The following is an 18,183-nucleotide window of genomic DNA, read 5'->3' as shown; positions in this document are numbered from 1 at the left end:
GCCGCTCAGGTGCGCAGGATCTTTTTGCGCACCAGATGGATGTGGTTGCGCAGCGCATACAGCTCGTCGGCATATGACAGCGGCACGCTCACTTTCTCGGCCTGGGCCTCCAGCCTGTCCAGTGCCACCAGCAGGTCTTGCGGCAAGGCCTTGCCCGATTCGTGATCGTTTTCGATTTCACGCAGACGCCCATACCAGCGGAACACCCGGGAGCGCACCCGGAACTGGTAGATCGGCGGCACCACCCGCGACAGCGGCAGCATCACGGCCAGCAAGATGCCCAGCACCAGCCACATGCGCTCGACCAGGTTGGCAATCCAGAACGGCAGGTAGCGTTGCAGCAGGGGCACCGGCTCGTTGATGGCGCGCTCGCCTTCCTTGGCAATGGGCAGCTCGCTGTGCCGGGTGCTGGGAAACTCGCGCGCCCGGTTGAACCAGCCTGCACCCCCATGCAGCGCCTGCGCATTCTGGGCAAACAGCGTCAACAGCGCGGGGTGGGTGCCCTCGCGGGCCAGCAGCGAGGTGGTGGAGGCCACCAGCCGCACATCGTGCGCGGGCACGTTGCCGGCCAGGTCCACCACCCCGCGCGGCAACGTCACGGGGGTGAGGAAGGGAAACTTGCGGCCATAGGCCTCGTGCTGCGCAAAATCCATGAGGTGCACGCCCGGGGTCTGCAGCAGCATCTGCACCATGAGGGATTCGGGCGCCGAGGCAAACACCAGCGCGTCCAGCTTGCCCGCCAGAAAGGCCATCGTGGCGGGTGTCTGCTCCAGCCGCGACAGTTTCACCTGTCCTTTTTCCACCCGGTTCGCATCGAGCAAGCGGTCCATCAAGGTGGGCACGCCGCTGCCTTCCGAGCCCACGTTCACGCGCATGCCGCGCAACTGGCGCAGGCTGTCCAGGCGTCCGCTGGCCGCCACTTTCAGGGCCGCATCGGTGCGATAAAAAAGCCACACCGGCTCGACAAACAGGCTGCCCAGCGACACCAGCTGATCGGGGTCGTCTGGCTGCAGCTCTGCCGTTCCGCCCTGCACAAAGGCCACGTCGGCCTTGCCCTCGCGCAGCAACTGCAGGTTGGCCAACGAACCCTCGCTGGGCAGCAGCACCACCTCGATGCCGTCGGCGGCCAGGGCTTTCTGGTAGCGCTTGCCAAACTCTTCGTAGGCGCTTTGCGCAGGGCCGGTGGCCAGCGTGACCTGGTTGGGTGGGTTGGGGTTCAGCCACCAGTAGGCGGCCACCACCAGCCCCACAGCCACAAAGGCCAGGGGGCCGGCAGAGACGATGAGGTCGCGCAGGGTGAGCAGGGTGTTGCGAAAAGCCTGGGGCATGGGTTGCGGGGTCATTTGCGCCGGGGGCGCGGGTTAGGGTGATGCTGAATAAGTCCGCGCGATGGTGCGCGCCCTGGTTTGGGATGGGCTGCAAGGCGCAAAGCGCAGCAATAGCCAACGCTATTGCGAGCATTTGCAACGCCGCAGACTGCCCAAAGCAGGGATGCGCGGCACGCGGGGGACTTGTTCAGCATTGCCTTAGGCCAGATCTGCGCAGCAGGGCAGGTGCAGGCCGTCGGAAGTGGTGAGGGCCTGTGCGGCGCGCACCGCACGGGCGGTGGCGATGGCCGTGACCTCTGCGGCCAGGGTGGCCAGCACCAGCATGCCAGGATTTTTGCCTGCCAGCCCGGTGCCCAGGGTGAACAGCGTGTCGCCGTCCGACAGGGTGTGCACCGGGTTGATGCTGCGCGCCAGCCCGTCGTGGGCGGCCACTGCCAGGCGGTGGGCCTGCACCTTGCTGATGGCGGCGTCGGTGGCCACCACGCCGATGGTGGTGTTGGTGCCGGCCAGCAAGGGCTGGGGCCGCTCGCCGCGCAGCAGGGCGCGGCGGGTGTCGAGCAGGCGCAGGCCGTCTTCGGTGCGCGCGCCGGCAATCACCTGGGCGGTGTCGGGGTCGAGCACATCGCCCACGGCGTTGCAGGCGATGAGCGCCCCCACGGTGACGCCGCCCACGGTGATCGAAGCGGTGCCCATGCCGCCCTTCATCGCCCGCTGCATGCCAAAAACCTTGCCGACGGCGGCACCGGTGCCGGCGCCCACGTTGCCTTCGGCGGGGTCATCGCGCGACGCGGCGGCGCAGGCGGCATAGCCCGCGGCGGCGTCAGGGCGGATGTGCATGTCGCCCACCAGCAGGTCGAACAGCACGGCGGCGGGCACGATGGGCAGGCGGCCCACGGCCACGTCGAACCCCACGCCGTGCTCCTCCAGCCAGCGCACCGCGCCGGTGGCGGCTTCCAGCCCCCAGGCGCTGCCGCCGGCGAGCACGATGGCGTGCACTTGTTCGACCAGATTGCAGGGGGCCAGCAGGTCGGTCTCACGCGTGCCCGGTGCCGCGCCGCGCACATCGACACCGCCTACCGCACCCTCGCGCGCCATGACCACGGTGCAGCCGGTGGGGCGGCGCGTATCGGTGAAGTGGCCCACCTCGATGCCGGCCACGCGGGTGATGCTGCCAGCATCGCTGGCGGGAATGGGTGCGATCATGGCCGGGATTATGGTGCCCTGCGGCGCCACGGCATGCGCCGCGGTGAACCCGTCGGCGTGCCCATCGCCCCGCGCAGGCCGTTCTTAACGCGCGGCTTCGATGCGGGTGATGAAGTACCCGGTGGTTCGCCGCTCCACCCGGAAGCGCACCTTGTCGCCGGGCTGGAAGGGGGCCAGCATGCTGGCGTCGTTCACGCGGAACACCATGGTCATGGGCGGCATGCCCAGGTTCCTGACCTCGCCGTGGCGCAGGGTGACCTTGAGCGTGCGCGGGTCCCAGCGGGTGATTTCGCCTTCGCTCAGTTCACTCTGGTCTGCCGGTGTGCTGCCGGGGTTGCCTTGCGCGCCCTGTGCGGCAGAGGCTGCGCCCGGGTGGTGGCTGTCGTGCGCGTCCGCCGGGGCCAGCGCCCAAGCGGGGCTGAGTGCACCAGCCAGCAGCAGGGCGGCGGTGCCATAGGCGAGTGGTTTCATGACGAGGCCTTCTGGTTATAGCTTTTGAACACACGGGTGCTGCCATTGCGCGCCACCAGCAGCACATCGTAGGGGTCGCGGCGGTTGCCGTACACCGCGCCGTCCATGCCGGGCGAGCCCACGGGCATGCCCGGTACCGTAAGGCCCAGGGCCTGGGGTTTTTGCTGCAGCAGGGCACGCACATCGCTGGCGGGCACATGGCCTTCGATCAGGTAGCCGCCCACCAGCGCGGTGTGGCACGAGCCCAGCTTTTGCGGCAGGCCCAGGCGCGCGCGCACGGCGTTGTTGCCGGTGTCGTGCACGGTGAAGCTGAAGCCGTTGGCCTCCATGTGCGAAATCCAGTCGTGGCAGCAGCCGCAGTTCGGGTCTTTCCAGACCTCGATGGGCGTGCCCGTGGCGGCGCGCACCAGGCGTGGCGCGACAAGGGCCGCGCCCACCAGGGGCAGGGCGGAGAGCAGGTGGCGGCGGCGCAGGCCGCTGTGCGGCGTGGCGGGGGCAGAGAAAGCAGCGGTGTTGTGCATGGTGGATACCTTGACGACGAATGAATGGAGGGTGGAAGAAGTCAGCGGTTGCGGGGCAGCACGGTGATGGTTCCGGTCATGCCGGCCTGGTAGTGGCCGGGGATCAGGCAGGCAAAGTCAAAGCTGCCGGGGCGGTTGAAATGCCACACGATGTCGCCACGCCGGCCTGCGCGCACATGGGCCATGTGGGGCTCGTCGTGTTCCATGCCGGGAAACTTCTGCATCATCTGCGCATGCTGGGCCAGCTCGGCCTGGGTGCCCAGCACGATCTCGTGCAGCACCTTGCCGCGGTTCTCGGCGCGCAGGCGCACGGTGTCGCCCTCGCGCACTTCGATGTGGCTGGGGGTGAAGCGCATGTCGTCGTTCATGCGCAGCGTGATGGTGCGGCGCACGGCCTGGGCATCGCCCGCAATGCCCCAGTCTTTCTGTTCCTTGGCCACGGGGGCGCTGGCGTTGTGGTGGGGCATGTTTTCATGGCCAAAAGAGCTTGTGGTGCTTACCAGTAATGCGCAAGTAGCTATGAATTGAATGATTTTCATGGTTCTTTTCTGGTTTCAGCATGGGTGCCCGTGGGCGGCAGAATGTTTCCCCCGTTATGCCCGCATGGCCGCGCGCGCAGGCGCGACCGGGCAGGCCATGGCAGACGCACTTCGGGCGTCAGAGATCAGGCGATGGGTGGTTTGATGGTGCGCGCTGCCTGCACGCTGGCGAACGGCACGGTGTTCGCAGGCCGCACTGTGCTGCGCAGATGCAGGGGCTGCAGTGGCAACGCAGGCGGCGCCAGCACCGCCGAATGGCAGACGTCGCAGTCAGCGCAGCTGGGGCTGTGCTGGTGCGGGCTGCAGTCGGTGGCGGGGGTGCCGTGGCAGCTGGCCGGGGCGGCGGCCTGGTGGGCATCGCCATGGTCGGCATGCACTGCGTGCCCCGCGTGGTTCCCGGCGGAACCCGCTGGCGTCTGCATTTCTGCGCCCTGCACCGGCAGGGTGGGCATGACCCCGGCGGCCAGGGCGGTGCCCACGAGGCCCCGAAGGACCAGCATGACCACCAAAGCCAGGGACAGGATGCGACGCATGCCTGAATGATAGGCGCCAGCGCCAAAAGGTTCCATGCCGCCCGCCGCTACACCGCCATGTAGCGCCCGGGCCGGTGGTTCATGGCCAGCACCAGGTTCAGGGCCACGGCGCCGGCAATCGACCAGGCCACGCGCACCGGCTCCACCGTCCACAGCGCCAGCAGCACGATGCAGCAGTCCACCGCCATCTGCACCTTGCCCGCGCGCCAGCCGTAGCTGTCTTGCAGGTACAGGGCCGCTATGCCCACGCCGCCCAGGCTGCAGCGGTGGCGGAACAGCACCAGAAAGCCCGTGCCCGTGATCAGGCCACCCGCGATGGCGGCATACAGCGGCTGCAAGTGGGAAAATTGCAAGAACTGCGCCTGCCATTCGGTCAGCACCGACAGCAGCAGCACCGCGGCAAAGGTCTTGAGCGTGAACTCGCGCCCCAGCTTGCGCAGCGCCAGCCAGTAAAACGGCAGGTTGAGCACAAAGAAGATCTTGCCAAAGCCGATGCCCGTGGCGTAGTGCAGCAAGAAGGCCAGCCCCGCCGTGCCCCCCGTCAGCAGCCCGGCGCTGGTGAAAAAGGCCACACCCACCGAGATCAGCAGCACGCCGGTGAAGATCGCCACCGCATCTTCGGTGGCGCTGTGCGGCACGGTGGCTGGCGGTGTGGCGGGGGCGGTGGTCGAGCGGGTCATGGGGCGGCGTGGGCGTGGCGGGAGTGGATTGGACCATGCAGGGGCCATGCCCGGCTTGCTTTGCGTCAAGTTCGGGGGTAAGGGCCTGTTTTGCCGGGCGGTCTGGCCCTTTGCGTCTCCGGGAATGGAGGTCCCTGCCCAAAACTCCGTGGTGCTACTTAATTAATAGCTTCTTGCGCATACGCATCAAGCGCTTGCGTGGTATTTTGTTTCAAATTCCATGGTGGCTGGCCGCTATGATTCGCCCATGCTTTTCCACTTGCCCGGATATTCGCTGCCCGAGCGCCTGTGGCGCACCGCGCGGCGCTGGGCGCTGGCCTGGGGGCGCATCGTGTACCTGGGGGCGGTGGTGCTGGTGCTGGTGCTGTCGCCATCCAGCTACAGCCCGTCGGCCCGCCGCACGCTGGCGCGCCAGATCTACCTCGACACGGCGCCCATCCTGCTGGGGTTCACGGTGCTGGCGGCCTTGCTGGCCCTGGTCATCACGCGCATCGTGGTGGTGACGGCGCTCAGCTATGGCCTGTCGCGCTACGCGCTCGAAATGGTGATTCGCGTGCTGGTGCTCGAACTCATCCCGCTCACGGCCACGCTGTTCGTGGCCATGCGCTGCACCATCCCCCACGGCACGCAACTGGCGCTGCTGCGCCAGTCGGGCCATTTCGAGGCCCTGCGTGCCCAGGGGGGCGACCCCATGCGCATGGAGCTGCTGCCGCGCGTGGTGGCCGGTGTGTTTGCCAGCATCACGCTGGCCGCGCTGTCGTGCGTGGTGGCGCTGGTCATGGCCTATATCAGCGTGTATGGCTTCAATCTGGCCGGCCTGCCCGGCTACACGCGCATGTTCGGCCATGTGTTCTCGCCGGCGGTGACGCTGGTGTTTGTCCTGAAAACACTGTTTTCCAGCCTGGCCGTGGCCCTGATCCCCACGGCGGCCGGCATGTACGACGCGGGCGAGGGCGCTGCGCCCGACTCCGAGCTGGGCGGCCTCGCACGCATGTTTGCCGTGCTGCTGCTGATCGAGGTGGGCTCGCTCGTCGGCAACTACTATTGAGTTGGATGGCTTTACCGAACCCCTGCAACGCGCCATGACAGAACCTACCCCTTCCTCACTGCAGCCACCGCCGCCGCTGGTGGAAACGCTGCGCCCCGTGGCCCATCTGCAGCTCAAGGCCACGGCGTTGCTGCTGTTCACGCTGGCGCTCATCGTGGGTTCGGGCCTGTACCTGCTGTATGCGCGCGGCGCCTTCGAGCCCACGCAGACGCTGGTGCTCACGGCCGACGACTCCGAAGGCGTGGTGGTGGGCATGGACATGACGTTCTCGGGCTTTCCGATCGGCCGTGTGCGGCGCATCGAGCTGTCCGACGACGGCAATGCCCGCATCGTCGTGGATGTGCCGCGCAAGGACGCGCACTGGCTGCGCCAGTCGAGCGTGTTCACCCTGGTGCGCGGCGTGGTGGGGGGCACCAATATCCGCGCCTACACTGGCATGCTGGCCGACCCGCTGTTGCCCGACGGCGCCGTGCGGCCCGTGCTGCGCGGCGATGCCACGGCCGAAATCCCCCAGCTCATGGCATCGGCGCGCGAGCTGCTGGGCAACCTCAACGCCCTCACGGCCCAGGACGCCGCCCTGGGCAGCAGCCTCGGGCAGGTGCAGGAACTGGCCGCGCGGCTGAACGGGCCGGGCGGCGCTTTGGGCGTGCTCATGGGCAACGAGGCCGATGCCGGCAAAGTGGTGGCCACGCTGGAGCGCACCAACGCCTTGCTGGCCCGCCTGGACGGCATGGTGGCGCGCGCCGACCGACAGGTCTTTGGCCAGGGCGGCAAGGATGCCCTGGTGCCCGAGGTCCGCGCCACCGTGGTGCAGCTCAACGGCCTGCTGGCCGAAACCCGGGCCAGCCTACGCAAGGTGGATGCGGTGCTGGTCGAGGCGCAGGCCATTGGCGCCAACGCCCGCGAGGCCACCACCGACCTGGGCGCCCTGCGCGCCGAGGTGGAAAGCAATCTGCGCAAGGTGGAAAGCCTGGTCAACGAAATCAACCGCAAATGGCCCTTTGCGCGCAACACGGAGCTGCAACTGCCATGACCATCGCCCCTGCACCGATGAAGGCACTGACCCGCTGGGGCGTGCTGTGCGCGGTTGGGCTGCTGGCGGCCTGTGCCAGCGGCCCGCCCACCCCCGAATGGCAGATGGACGCCCATGGCGCATCGCAAAAGGCCCAGAGCGCCTACCTTGCCGGCGACAACCGGGTGGAACAACTCGAATGGACCCGGGCCCGCGAAGCCCTGGCCCGTACCGGCCGCCTGGATCTGCTGGCCCGGCTGGAGCTGCTGCGCTGCGCCGGGCGCGTGGCCAGCCTGGTGTTCGAGCCCTGCGCCGCGTTTGAAGCACTGCGGCGCGATGCCCCCGCCAGCGAAAAGGCCTACGCAGATTACCTGGCCGGCCAGCTCGCCGCACAGAACGCAGCGCAACTGCCCCCCGCCCAGCGCAGCGTGGCCCAGGCCGGGGCCGGGCTCTCCGGCATCCCGGACCCCTTGTCGCGCCTGGTGGCCGCGGGGGTGCTGCTGAAAACCGGCCGTGCCACACCGGCCACCCTGTCGGTGGCGGTGGAAACCGCATCGGCACAGGGCTGGCGCAGGCCCTTGCTGGCCTGGCTGATGGTGCAGGCCGAGCGCGCCCAGGCCGCAGGCGACACCGGGGCCGCTGCCGCGCTCCAGCGGCGCATCGCCATCGTGGAGCGGGGCGGCAAGCCTGATTGACGGGAGAGCCGTGGGTGGCGAGACCAACCACCAACGCAAAGCCCGGAGACTTCCAGCCCGCCTCAGCTGCCGAACGGATGCTTATTCGAGCAGCCCTGCCGGCAACAACTGATCGAGCTGGCTGGGCAAGTGCGCCATGGAATCGGCCGACTGCACTGCAATGTCGGGCAGCAATCCCAATCCTGCAGCCAAGACCGACAGAACCACCGTGACGGTGAATGCCGCGATGGCACGGGTACCGGATGGAATGGGGTGGCGGTTCATGGCGGTAATCCTCCACAAGGGAAAAGGATCGGAAGGTCTCAACAACCTCCAGCGAGCCTCAATGGCTGGCTGGCTGGCTGGTTGGTGGGATTTCATCAGACCGCACCGGTTCCGTCTGTAAGACAACAGCGAAACTTGCAACTCCTGGCGTGGGATTGTTTTGTTGCATGTTTGGCACATCCCGCAGAGGGCTGACTGGCAGGCCTTGCCTTGCAAGACTGGCATTGGCAGCGCGTGCGGTCTGTGCAAAAGGCACAACCGACGCAGATGCCGCAAGACACGCCCCCGCATGGACAGCATGGATGGGGGGTGGAGGTGGTGACCAATAGAACAAATTGTCACATTTTGAGTGGGTAATGCTTGAATATCCAGTCAGCGTGGTGTGAGCGCGTGTGTTGACGAGCGGCCGGTGGACGAGGTGTGGCTGTGCCTCCCGGTGGGCGACAAAGAGGGCATTTTTGCCACGCTCGATGCGCTGCGCCACAGCACGGCCAACATCCGCCTGGTGCCCGACTTGTTTGCGCTCAGGCTGATCAACCACGGTGTCAGCGAGGTGCTGGGCATTCCGATGCTGGACTTGTCGGCTTCGCCTATCACCGGCAAGGTGCGGTTGATGAAGGCGGTGCAAGACCGGCTGCTGGGCGCGCTGATTTTGCTGCTGATCAGCCCGCTGATGCTGGCGATTGCACTGGCCATCAAGCTCACATCGCACGGGCCGGTGCTGTACCGGCAGCTGCGCCACGGCTGGAACGGCGAGGGGATCTGGGTCTACAAGTTTCGCAGCATGGTGGTGCACCAGGAGCCTGATTTTCAGGTCACCCAGGCCAGGCGCAACGATGCGCGCATCACGCCCCTGGGCGCCTTCCTGCGCCGCACCAGCCTGGACGAGCTGCCGCAGTTCATCAATGTGCTGCAAGGCCGCATGTCCATCGTCGGCCCCCGGCCGCACGCGGTGGCACACAACGAGCATTACAAAGAGCTGGTGCCCGGCTACATGCTGCGCCACAAGGTCAAGCTCGGCATTACGGGCTGGGCGCAGGTCAATGGTTTCAGGGGCGAGACAGACACGCTCGACAAAATGGAAAAGCGCGTGGAATACGACCTGCACTACATCGAGAACGTGTCGCTGTGGCTGGATCTGAAGATCATCGTGGCGACGGTGTTCAAGGGGTTTGTGCACAAGAACGCGTATTAGGCGGGTTCCCCCGTTCGGCTTGAGTGGGCCTGAGGCCGTATCCGCCGCACCACGATTCCCCCGTTCGCCCTGAGTAGGTCGCAGGCCGTATCGAATACAGCAACCGCTCCAGCCCGTAGTGGGTGAGCGTCAGGTTGAAGTCCTGCTTCGTGGCATAGGCGCGTTGCTTCAAGCGGGCGCGGATGGAGGCGGCCAGGTTGCGGCTCATGCTGTCACGCTTTCCAGGTAGGGCCGCATCACATTGGCTACGCGGTTGACCGCGGCGTAGTGCCAGAGCGCATCCATGGTCAGCTTGCGCTGAGCCCAGCCATCGCGCAGCGCCTCCAGCGCCACGTCCAGACCGATCTTGTTGCGGTACTTGAAGCAGTCTGCCACCGTTTTGTTGGCGTTGAACACCGGGACTTGCACACCATCGATTTCGATGGGTTCAACGCCTTCGGAGAGGGCCAGTCCCGACATGCGCACCACACGCAGCGCCGGCTGGTCCAGTCGGGGCGTGGGTGTATGCGGCGGGATCGCCAGCCAGACCTCGAACGGTGCCTGGGTGCCGATACCATGGACGCGCAGCGCCGACAGCAGGCACACAACGCCACGCGGCGCCCGCAGGGCAACTTCGGCCAGAGACCGGTGCTCGCTGAGCGCACGCCCCGGCAGGCTGTAGACGCCGCGGGCCACACGTTCCAGCTTGCCCGCAGCGACCAGTCGGCTGAGCGCAACGGTCGGCAGCGCCTGTACTGTCAGGTCGCGTGCGCGCAGCAGTGGCTGTCGCTCGGCGAGTGCGAGCACGGCGTATTCCATCGTTGAGTTTTCGCCACGAGCCATTCATGCAGTTTGTTGCAAAAGCTAGTCATTTGTCAATAAATAACTAGATAAAAAAACAAACTAAGCCACCGGGCGTGTCCGAATTTTTGTGTAAACGGGCCGGACTTCAGTTGACAGAGATGCGGTCTGCGAACTGAATGGTAAAGCGGGTCAGTGCAGCTTTCCCATCGCGGATAGGCATGGTCCACTTCTGGCTGATGTTGCGCAGGGCCAAATAGAACAGCTTGCTCAGCGCCTCGTCACTTAACGGGGTCAAGCGGCTCCAGTTCCTGTGCCAGGACTGGCCAATGGGCAGGTACTCGGCATCCCACTTGGCCTCGAACTCACCCAGGCGCAGCTCGGCCTCCTCGGCGGTGGCCGATTGGTAGATGCGCCTCAAATCGGTGGCCACCTCTTTCCTGCGTTTCCAAGACACGTAGTTCAGGCTGTGGCGCACCATGTGCACGATGCACAGCTGCACCACCGCCTTGGGGAGCACGGCCTCGATGGCCTCGGGAAAGCCCTTGAGCCCATCGACACAGGCGATGAAGATGCCGATGGCCAGGTACCGGCGCCAAAAAACATTTTTTGGAGGCTACTTTTCAGAGACGACACCCTATTGAGTGCGCGCGAGTGGGGTGGCCATCGGCCATTGCTTTCCGCCAGTTGCTGGGGTGGCGCTCGCCGAAATGCGGACATTGACCACATATACCATTTCATGTATATTTTTAACCATGCCAATGCCTGAAAAACCACTGGAGTGGATCGGCAGCAGCTACAGAGACTTGTTGGCATTGCCTGACGATGTACGGCGCCACTTCGGTTTTGCCTTATCGCTGGCACAGGCTGGCGACAAGCACGACGACGCCAAGGTGCTCAAGGGCTTTGGTGGTGCTGGTGTGCTTGAAGTGGTGGAAGACGACGCCGGTGGCACCTACCGCGCTGTCTACACCGTCAAGTTCGCAGAAGCGGTGTTTGTCCTTCACTGCTTTCAAAAGAAGAGCAAGCGCGGAATCGCCACGCCCAAAGAGGACATGGACATTGTTCACGCAAGGCTCAGAGTGGCCGAAGCGTATGTGAAGGAGTTGCGCAAATGAAAACTCGACTTGTCGATGGTGTTGAAGTGCATCGCGGTTCTGGCAACGTGTTTGCCGATCTCGGCTTGGCTGACGCCGAAAAGCTCAAGATCAAAACCGGACTGGTCGTCGAGATCAGAAAGGCCATGCGCAGTCGTGGCTTGACTCAACAAGAGGCTGCCAAGCTGATGGGCATCACGCAGCCCAAAGTCTCAGACATGATGCGCGGCGACTTCAGCAACCTTTCCGAGCGCAAGCTGATGGACTGCCTCACCCGGCTGGGCTACGACATTGAAATCAAGGTACGGCCTGCCAAGTCTGAAGTCGGGCATCTGATGCTCGCTCCTGCATAAGGGGCTGAGATGCCCGAACCAATCTCCGCCCCCCGGTTGAGTATGGCCGCTTCGGAACAATCAGACGCCCGGATGTGGATCGACGAAATGCTTGCCGCCATGCCGCATCTCTCTGTTGCTGATCTGGCAGAACTTCAGCAAGTCGGATGTTCCCTTGATGGAATGCTTGCTGCGCAGCAGGTTGATGTGAAATGCTCAAGGACGTAGAGCGCCGCATGCGCGTACAAGGCAAAGCTATTGCTGAGACCCTTCGGTAAGGTGTTTGAACCGCTAAACATCGACACCCTGACATCCAGGGATTTGGCGAAGTGGTCAAAGTGGGCGGGTACTGTCGAGCAGAGCATAGAAGCAGCGCGGCAATCTATGGAAGCAGGCTTCATCCTCTTGACGAAGGCTAACCTTGAGCCGTTCATGCAGATCGTGGACAAAGAGGAAGAGCAAAGGAGCTTCCTCAAATACCTCAACAGCCTTCCTTGATCCTGCAATCAAGTGCAAGCCCTACCGGGTTGGCTTTGGGCGGGTGTTTGGGCAGGAGGACAGGCTCCCAAAGAAAAAACCCTAAGTGAATCAATCACTTGGGGTTGTATATGGCGGAGAGGGCGGGATTCGAACCCGCGGTGGGGATTAGCCCACACACGCTTTCCAGGCGTGCGACTTAAACCGCTCATCCACCTCTCCGAAGCCCACGATTATAGCCACAGGTCAGGGGGTGTTGGGGTTTGCGGCCTGGCTTGCCCCAAAAAAAACGGCTTCAACTGGCCTTCTGGGTCTGAACCATCTTCATGGCGGAACCAATCAGTGCCGATACCTCGGTCATGTTGCTGGGAACGATGAGGGTGGTGGTGGCGTCGGTGGCCACCTTGCCATAGGCTTCCACGGCTTTTTCGGCCACCTTGAGTTGCACGGCCTGCTCGCCGCCGGGCTGGCGGATGGCGGCGGCCACGCGTTCGATGGCTTCGGCATTGGCTTCGGCCACGGCCTTGATCGATGCGGCTTCGCCCTGTGCCTTGTTGATGACGGCCTGCTTTTCACCCTCGGAGCGGGCAATGAAGGCCTCGCGCTCGCCGGTGGCGATGTTGATCTGTTCCTGGCGGCGGCCTTCCGAGGCGGCGATCAGGGCGCGCTTTTCGCGTTCGGCGGTGATCTGGGCCTGCATGGCGTGCAGGATTTCCTTCGGGGGCGTGAGGTCCTTGATTTCGTAGCGCAGCACCTTCACGCCCCAGTTCAGCGCGGCCTCGTCGATGGCCTGCACCACCTGGGCATTGATGATGTCGCGCTCTTCAAAGGTTTTGTCGAGTTCGAGCTTGCCGATCACGCTGCGCAGCGAGGTCTGGGCCAGCTGGGTCACGGCCATGATGTAGTTGCTCGATCCGTAGCTGGCGCGCATGGGGTCTGTCACCTGGAAGTACAGGATGCCATCCACCTGCAGCTGTGTGTTGTCGCGGGTGATGCAGATCTGGCTGGGCACATCGAGCGGGATTTCTTTCAGGCTGTGCTTGTAGGCGACCTGGTCCACAAACGGCACCAGAAAATTCAGGCCCGGTGTGAGCGTGCCGGCGTATTTGCCCAGCCGTTCTTTCACCCAGGCGTTTTGCTGGGGCACGACCTTGACGGAGCGCGCAATGAAGATGACGGCGATGACGAAGAGGATGAGGGCGATTTCCATGGGGGCCTTTCCGGGCGTTGGGTATGGGCGGTGGTTTCAGAGCGGGTCCACCAGCAGGCGGCTGCCCACCAGTTCGGCCACGCGGTGCATGCCGGTGGAGGGCGTGACGCCGGGGCGATGGATGGCGGTCCACTGGGTGCCGCGGTATTTCACCGTGGCGGTGCCGTCGGCACTCCAGCTGTCGATCATGACGGTTTCGCCCACATCCAGGTTCACGCTGCGGTCGGCGCGGGCAGGCGGGTCGCCAGGGCGTTTCTTCTTGAACTGGTGCCATGCGACCACCGCACCGCCGCCCACCACCGCGGCCGTGATGATCTGCACGGTCAGCGGCAGGCCCAGGTGGGCGGCCAGCGCTGCGGCGGCCAGCCCCACCGCCAGCATCAGCAGATAGAAAGTGCCGGTCAGCAGCTCGGTGACCACCGCCACGCCTGCCAAAAGCCACCAGATCGTGGATTCCTCCATGCCGACTCCTTGTTCGTCTTTAGTGCACCACATTCTGGGTCAAAAGAATGGCGCTTCAAAGGCGCGTCATGCTTATTCCTTACACTTCGCGCCTGTTTCGTTTTTTGGCCGGGCATGGCACGGTTGCACGGAGGCTGCACATGAAGTTTCGCTTTCCCATCATCATCATCGATGAGGACTATCGTTCCGAGAACACCTCGGGCCTGGGCATCCGCGCTCTGGCGCAGGCCATCGAGGCCGAGGGCTTCGAGGTGGTCGGGGTCACCAGCTATGGCGATCTGAGCCAGTTCGCCCAGCAGCAAAGCCGCGCCAGCGCCTTCATCCTGTCGATTGACGATGAAGAATTCACGGCGCAGGAGGGGCTCGATCCCATCGTGCTGAGCCTGCGCAACTTCATTGGCGAAGTGCGGCGCAAGAATGCCGAGGTGCCCATCTACGTGCACGGCGAAACCAAGACCAGCCGCCACCTGCCCAACGACATCCTGCGCGAGCTGCACGGGTTCATCCACATGTTCGAGGACACCCCCGAATTCGTGGCCAAGCACATCATCCGCGAGGCCAAGAGCTACCTGGAAGGCGTGCAGCCGCCGTTCTTCAAGGCGCTGCTCGATTACGCCGAAGACGGCTCGTACAGCTGGCACTGCCCAGGCCACTCGGGTGGCGTGGCGTTTTTGAAGAGCCCCGTGGGCCAGATGTACCACCAGTTCTACGGCGAGAACATGCTGCGCGCCGACGTCTGCAATGCCGTGGAAGAGCTGGGCCAGCTGCTGGACCACAACGGCGCCATTGGCGAATCGGAGCGCAATGCCGCGCGCATCTTCAATGCCGACCACTGCTTCTTCGTGACCAACGGCACATCCACATCCAACAAGATGGTGTGGCACCACACGGTGGCGCCGGACGACGTGGTGGTGGTGGACCGCAACTGCCACAAGTCCATCCTGCACAGCATCATCATGACCGGCGCGGTGCCCGTGTTCATGAAGCCCACGCGCAACCACTTCGGCATCATCGGGCCCATCCCGCAGAGCGAGTTCGAGCCCGTGGCCATCCAGGCCAAGATCAAGGCCAACCCCCTGCTCAAGGGCGTCGATCCGAAGAAGGTCAAGCCCCGCGTGCTCACGCTCACGCAGTCCACCTACGACGGCGTGCTCTACAACACCGAAACCATCAAGGCCATGCTCGATGGCTACGTGGACAACCTGCACTTCGATGAAGCCTGGCTGCCGCACGCGGCCTTCCACCCGTTCTATGGCAGCTACCACGCCATGGGCAAGAAGCGCATGCGGCCCAAGCACTCGGTGACCTACGCCACGCAGTCCATCCACAAGCTGCTGGCGGGCATCAGCCAGGCCAGCCATGTGCTGGTGCAGGACTCGCAGACCACCAAGCTCGACCGCCACCTGTTCAACGAGGCCTATCTGATGCACACCAGCACCAGCCCTCAGTACAGCATCATCGCCAGCTGCGACGTGGCGGCCGCGATGATGGAGCCGCCCGGCGGCACCGCGCTGGTGGAAGAGAGCATTCTCGAAGCGCTGGATTTTCGCCGCGCCATGCGCCAGGTGGAGGAAGAGTTCGGCAAGAACGACTGGTGGTTCAAGGTCTGGGGGCCGGAAAAGCTGGTGGACGAAGGCATTGGCCGGGCCGAGGACTGGATCATCCGCAGCGACAGCAAGAGCAAGAAGAACGGCAGCAAGTGGCACGGTTTCGGCCAGCTGGCCGACGGCTTCAACATGCTCGACCCGATCAAGTCCACCATCGTCACGCCGGGCCTGAGCCTGGACGGCAAGTTCGACAAGACCGGCATTCCGGCGTCCATCGTGACCAAGTACCTGGCCGAGCACGGCGTGGTGGTCGAAAAGACGGGGCTCTACAGCTTCTTCATCATGTTCACCATCGGCATCACCAAGGGCCGCTGGAACACGCTGCTCACGGCGCTGCAGCAGTTCAAGGACGACTACGAGAAGAACCAGCCCATGTGGCGCATCCTTCCCGAGTTCTGCCAGCAGCACAAGCGCTACGAGCGCATGGGCCTCAAGGACCTGTGCCAGCATGTGCACGAGATGTATGCCAAGTACGACATCGCGCGCCTGACGACCGAGATGTATTTGTCGGACCTCACGCCGGCCATGAAGCCCAGCGACGCGTTTGCGCACATCGCCCACCGCACCACCGAGCGCGTGGAGATCGACCACCTCGAAGGCCGCATCACCGTGGGCCTGGTCACGCCGTACCCGCCGGGCATTCCGCTGCTGATTCCGGGCGAGGTGTTCAACCGGAAGATCGTGGACTACCTGAAGTTCGCCCGTGAATTCGCCAAGCTGTGCCCGGGCTTCGAGACGGATATCCACGGCCTGGTCGAGGTGGAGGATGAAAGCGGCCAGGTGCGCTATTACGCCGACTGCGTGGCCGAGAAATTCGCCAGACAACCCAAGCCGCTGACCACTTCCGACAATCTGGTGCAGATGGGCGACGATGGCCCTTACGGCCGCAATGTGTGACGGCGCCGGCGGCCTTTGCGGTCGCTGGATTTTGGGTTGAACTGGCTGCCAGCCGCTCGCCCGTTCAACCCGTTCACTTCACTGGGCCGGCATGTCCTCGCGCACCCGCACAAAGCTGGCAAAGCGTGGCAGGCCGCCGTCGTGGGTGCCGCGAAAGCGGTAGGTCACCCAGCTGCCCACGGGCGGCGGGCGTTCGCGGTCGGCATCGCTGAAGCCTGCACCCAGCCGGAAACGCTGGCCGGTGGGCATTTCGACCAGCAGCGCACCCATGCGTCCGGCGTGTCTGCCCTTGCCGGGCAGGTGCGCGACCACGCGGGCCTCGGTGTCTTCGTGCGTCTTGAGCTTGATGAGATCGTCGCTGCGGCCTGCGCGGTACAGCGATGCGCCCCGGTGCAGCATCAGCCCCTCGCCACCGGCGCGCACGGTGCGGTGCAGCAGCGCCTGCAGCGCTGCGTCGCTGGCCACGCGCCGTTGCGGCACGGCCTGCACCCAGGGCTGGCCCAGGTGCTCGACGAGGGCGGCCAGGGCCGGCAGGCGCTGGTCGAATGTGCCGCCATGCGCGGGCAGGTCAAACACCATGAAGCGCATCTGGCGCCAGGCCGCGTCGTCGGCTTGCTGTTGGCGCGCGGTGGACTGGGCGTGGCTGAATCGTGCGCGCCCGGCCCACAGCTCGCCGTCTATCGGCACCTCGGGCCAGCCGGCGGTGAACCAGGCGGGGGCCTGCACCGTCTCGCCGCCCCGGGTGCGCAGCGTGCGGCCATCCCAGAAGCCGCGCACGCCGTCGTATTTCTCGCTCACCCAGTAATCCTGCAGCGCCAGGCCGGGGCGATAGACCTGGGCCAGCAGCAGGGCGGGTGCCTCTGCGGCCAGCGAGGGCAGGGCAGGAAGGGCGGCCAGCGCCAGCAGGGCGAGGCAGCTTCTGCGGCGCATGGTGCGATGGATCATGTGGCTGCTGGCGCTTGATTGGTAAGCGCTAGCAGCCGATTTGACCAAGAATACCGGCGGGAGGTATTCAGACCTGGTCGGCGCTCAGGCCTGCCGTCTGGCTGAAACCGCCGTCCACGTAGCTGATCTCGGCCGTCATGCCGCTGGCCAGGTCGGACAGCAGGAAGGCTGCCACGTTGCCCACGTCCTCGATCGTCACGTTGCGGCGCAGGGGCGCGGCGTCGGCCACGCGGCCCAGCAGCTTGCCGAAGTCCTTGATGCCGCTGGCCGCCAGGGTCTTGATGGGGCCGGCGGAGACGCCGTTGACGCGGATGCTGCGGCCGTCTTCGGTGCGGCCCACGGCCTCGGCCAGGTAGCGCACGCTGGCTTCCAGGCTGGCCTTGGCCAGGCCCATGGTGTTGTAGTTGGGAATGCTGCGCAGCGCGCCCAGGTAGCTCAGCGTGAGCAGCGAGGACTTGTCGTTCAGGTAGGGCAGGGCGGCCTTGGCCATGGCCGGGAAGCTGTAGGCGCTGATGTCGTGCGCAATGCGAAACGCTTCGCGCGAGAGGCCTTCGAGGAAGTTGCCGGCAATCGCCTCGCGCGGCGCAAAGCCGATGCTGTGCACGAAGCCGTCGAATTGGGGCCAGGTCTGGGCCAGGTCGGCAAACATGCGGTCGATCTGCTCGTCGCTGCCCACGTCGCAATCAAAGATCAGCTTCGAGTCAAACTCGGCGGCAAAGTCGGTGATGCGGTCCTTGAAGCGCTCGCCCACGTAGCTGAAGGCCAGCTCGGCGCCCTGTGCGTGGCAGGCCTTGGCGATGCCGTAAGCGATGGAGCGGTTGGACAGCACGCCCGTGATGAGCAGTTTCTTGCCGGTCAGAAAACCCATGGTTTTTCTCCTGTGGAAT

General features: G+C 65.0%; 22 protein-coding genes, 1 tRNA gene and 1 pseudogene. 9 read left to right on the top strand and 15 right to left on the bottom strand.

Going from position 1 to position 18,183, the window contains the following annotated elements:
* Nucleotides 1-5: 5 nt before the first annotated feature.
* The 7 genes from AC1RDS_RS06160 to AC1RDS_RS06130 all read right to left on the bottom strand — a co-directional run bounded on the left by AC1RDS_RS06160 (nucleotide 6) and on the right by AC1RDS_RS06130 (nucleotide 5,275).
* Entirely contained in the window at nucleotides 6-1,328 is a 1,323-nt protein-coding gene (locus AC1RDS_RS06160; protein ID WP_348683996.1) for a TAXI family TRAP transporter solute-binding subunit, read from the bottom strand.
* A gap of 198 nt (nucleotides 1,329-1,526) precedes the next feature.
* Entirely contained in the window at nucleotides 1,527-2,531 is a 1,005-nt protein-coding gene (locus AC1RDS_RS06155) for a P1 family peptidase (protein ID WP_348683997.1), read from the bottom strand.
* Between the two features lie 84 nt (nucleotides 2,532-2,615).
* Nucleotides 2,616-3,002 (bottom strand): copper-binding protein, encoded by a 387-nt coding sequence (locus AC1RDS_RS06150; protein WP_092696579.1) that lies wholly within the window; start codon nucleotides 3,000-3,002, stop codon nucleotides 2,616-2,618.
* Nucleotides 2,999-3,523 (bottom strand): DUF411 domain-containing protein, encoded by a 525-nt coding sequence (locus AC1RDS_RS06145; protein ID WP_092696580.1) that lies wholly within the window; start codon nucleotides 3,521-3,523, stop codon nucleotides 2,999-3,001. Before AC1RDS_RS06145 ends, AC1RDS_RS06150 begins: the two co-directional genes overlap by 4 nt.
* A gap of 41 nt (nucleotides 3,524-3,564) precedes the next feature.
* Complete coding sequence (locus tag AC1RDS_RS06140; RefSeq protein WP_092696581.1) at nucleotides 3,565-4,062, bottom strand: cupredoxin domain-containing protein; 498 nt, start codon at nucleotides 4,060-4,062, stop codon at nucleotides 3,565-3,567.
* A 125-nt stretch (nucleotides 4,063-4,187) separates the two neighbouring features.
* Nucleotides 4,188-4,595: a hypothetical protein gene (locus tag AC1RDS_RS06135; protein ID WP_092696582.1), complete on the bottom strand. Its 408-nt coding sequence runs from the start codon at nucleotides 4,593-4,595 to the stop codon at nucleotides 4,188-4,190.
* 47 nt (nucleotides 4,596-4,642) lie between these two features.
* Nucleotides 4,643-5,275 (bottom strand): YitT family protein, encoded by a 633-nt coding sequence (locus AC1RDS_RS06130; RefSeq protein WP_092696583.1) that lies wholly within the window; start codon nucleotides 5,273-5,275, stop codon nucleotides 4,643-4,645.
* Between the two features lie 247 nt (nucleotides 5,276-5,522).
* Here AC1RDS_RS06130 and AC1RDS_RS06125 point away from each other — a divergent pair, with 247 nt between their 5' ends.
* Genes AC1RDS_RS06125 through AC1RDS_RS06115 form a run of 3 tightly spaced genes read left to right on the top strand, consistent with a single transcriptional unit; the run spans nucleotide 5,523 to nucleotide 8,030 of the window.
* Entirely contained in the window at nucleotides 5,523-6,323 is an 801-nt protein-coding gene (locus tag AC1RDS_RS06125) for an MlaE family ABC transporter permease (RefSeq protein ID WP_026436986.1), read from the top strand.
* A 34-nt stretch (nucleotides 6,324-6,357) separates the two neighbouring features.
* Entirely contained in the window at nucleotides 6,358-7,356 is a 999-nt protein-coding gene (locus AC1RDS_RS06120; protein ID WP_026436985.1) for an MlaD family protein, read from the top strand.
* The gene (locus tag AC1RDS_RS06115) at nucleotides 7,353-8,030 is read left to right on the top strand and encodes a hypothetical protein (RefSeq protein WP_238323237.1); all 678 of its coding nucleotides are present in this window, start codon (nucleotides 7,353-7,355) and stop codon (nucleotides 8,028-8,030) included. The genes AC1RDS_RS06120 and AC1RDS_RS06115 overlap by 4 nt, the downstream gene beginning before the upstream one ends.
* A gap of 81 nt (nucleotides 8,031-8,111) precedes the next feature.
* Here AC1RDS_RS06115 and AC1RDS_RS06110 read toward each other — a convergent pair whose 3' ends face one another.
* The gene (locus tag AC1RDS_RS06110; protein ID WP_026436983.1) at nucleotides 8,112-8,294 is read right to left on the bottom strand and encodes a hypothetical protein; all 183 of its coding nucleotides are present in this window, start codon (nucleotides 8,292-8,294) and stop codon (nucleotides 8,112-8,114) included.
* A gap of 382 nt (nucleotides 8,295-8,676) precedes the next feature.
* Here AC1RDS_RS06110 and AC1RDS_RS06105 point away from each other — a divergent pair, with 382 nt between their 5' ends.
* Complete coding sequence (locus AC1RDS_RS06105) at nucleotides 8,677-9,489, top strand: undecaprenyl-phosphate glucose phosphotransferase (protein ID WP_155885279.1); 813 nt, start codon at nucleotides 8,677-8,679, stop codon at nucleotides 9,487-9,489.
* Between the two features lie 204 nt (nucleotides 9,490-9,693).
* Here AC1RDS_RS06105 and AC1RDS_RS06100 read toward each other — a convergent pair whose 3' ends face one another.
* Entirely contained in the window at nucleotides 9,694-10,311 is a 618-nt protein-coding gene (locus AC1RDS_RS06100; protein ID WP_026436982.1) for a type IV toxin-antitoxin system AbiEi family antitoxin domain-containing protein, read from the bottom strand.
* 106 nt (nucleotides 10,312-10,417) lie between these two features.
* Nucleotides 10,418-10,843: pseudogene (locus AC1RDS_RS06095) on the bottom strand (IS256 family transposase); the annotation flags it as partial.
* Between the two features lie 181 nt (nucleotides 10,844-11,024).
* Between AC1RDS_RS06095 and AC1RDS_RS06090 the strand changes: the two are divergent.
* From AC1RDS_RS06090 to AC1RDS_RS06075, 4 genes are read left to right on the top strand one after another with little or no spacing between them, the layout of a single operon-like run.
* Nucleotides 11,025-11,387 carry a type II toxin-antitoxin system RelE/ParE family toxin gene (locus AC1RDS_RS06090; RefSeq protein WP_026436980.1) on the top strand — a complete coding sequence of 121 codons (363 nt, stop codon included), beginning with the start codon at nucleotides 11,025-11,027 and terminating at the stop codon, nucleotides 11,385-11,387.
* Entirely contained in the window at nucleotides 11,384-11,719 is a 336-nt protein-coding gene (locus tag AC1RDS_RS06085) for a helix-turn-helix domain-containing protein (RefSeq protein WP_026436979.1), read from the top strand. Before AC1RDS_RS06090 ends, AC1RDS_RS06085 begins: the two co-directional genes overlap by 4 nt.
* 9 nt (nucleotides 11,720-11,728) lie before the next feature.
* Nucleotides 11,729-11,926, top strand: a complete 198-nt coding sequence (locus AC1RDS_RS06080; protein WP_155885278.1) for a hypothetical protein — start codon at nucleotides 11,729-11,731, stop codon at nucleotides 11,924-11,926.
* A 30-nt stretch (nucleotides 11,927-11,956) separates the two neighbouring features.
* Nucleotides 11,957-12,196 (top strand): hypothetical protein, encoded by a 240-nt coding sequence (locus AC1RDS_RS06075; protein ID WP_155885277.1) that lies wholly within the window; start codon nucleotides 11,957-11,959, stop codon nucleotides 12,194-12,196.
* 111 nt (nucleotides 12,197-12,307) lie between these two features.
* Here AC1RDS_RS06075 and AC1RDS_RS06070 read toward each other — a convergent pair.
* The 3 genes from AC1RDS_RS06070 to AC1RDS_RS06060 form a co-directional block, all read right to left on the bottom strand.
* A tRNA-Ser gene (locus tag AC1RDS_RS06070) sits at nucleotides 12,308-12,397 on the bottom strand.
* Between the two features lie 73 nt (nucleotides 12,398-12,470).
* Nucleotides 12,471-13,385, bottom strand: coding sequence for an SPFH domain-containing protein (locus tag AC1RDS_RS06065; protein WP_287876774.1), 915 nt, complete (start codon nucleotides 13,383-13,385; stop codon nucleotides 12,471-12,473).
* Nucleotides 13,386-13,421: 36 nt separating this feature from the next.
* Entirely contained in the window at nucleotides 13,422-13,847 is a 426-nt protein-coding gene (locus AC1RDS_RS06060; RefSeq protein ID WP_092696608.1) for an NfeD family protein, read from the bottom strand.
* A 140-nt stretch (nucleotides 13,848-13,987) separates the two neighbouring features.
* Between AC1RDS_RS06060 and AC1RDS_RS06055 the strand changes: the two genes are divergently transcribed.
* A complete protein-coding gene (locus AC1RDS_RS06055) occupies nucleotides 13,988-16,351 on the top strand; it encodes an arginine/lysine/ornithine decarboxylase (RefSeq protein WP_092696609.1) in 2,364 nt (787 codons plus the stop codon).
* 78 nt (nucleotides 16,352-16,429) lie between these two features.
* Here the strand turns inward: AC1RDS_RS06055 and AC1RDS_RS06050 are convergent, their stop codons facing one another.
* Nucleotides 16,430-17,281 carry a DNA ligase gene (locus AC1RDS_RS06050; RefSeq protein WP_348684021.1) on the bottom strand — a complete coding sequence of 284 codons (852 nt, stop codon included), beginning with the start codon at nucleotides 17,279-17,281 and terminating at the stop codon, nucleotides 16,430-16,432.
* A gap of 82 nt (nucleotides 17,282-17,363) precedes the next feature.
* Nucleotides 17,364-18,164, bottom strand: a complete 801-nt coding sequence (gene fabI / locus AC1RDS_RS06045; RefSeq protein ID WP_092696610.1) for an enoyl-ACP reductase FabI — start codon at nucleotides 18,162-18,164, stop codon at nucleotides 17,364-17,366.
* Nucleotides 18,165-18,183 lie beyond the last annotated feature (19 nt).

The sequence above is a fragment of the Acidovorax sp. GW823-FHT02H02 genome (assembly GCF_058797075.1).
This window is presented reverse-complemented; position numbering and strand designations above follow the sequence as displayed.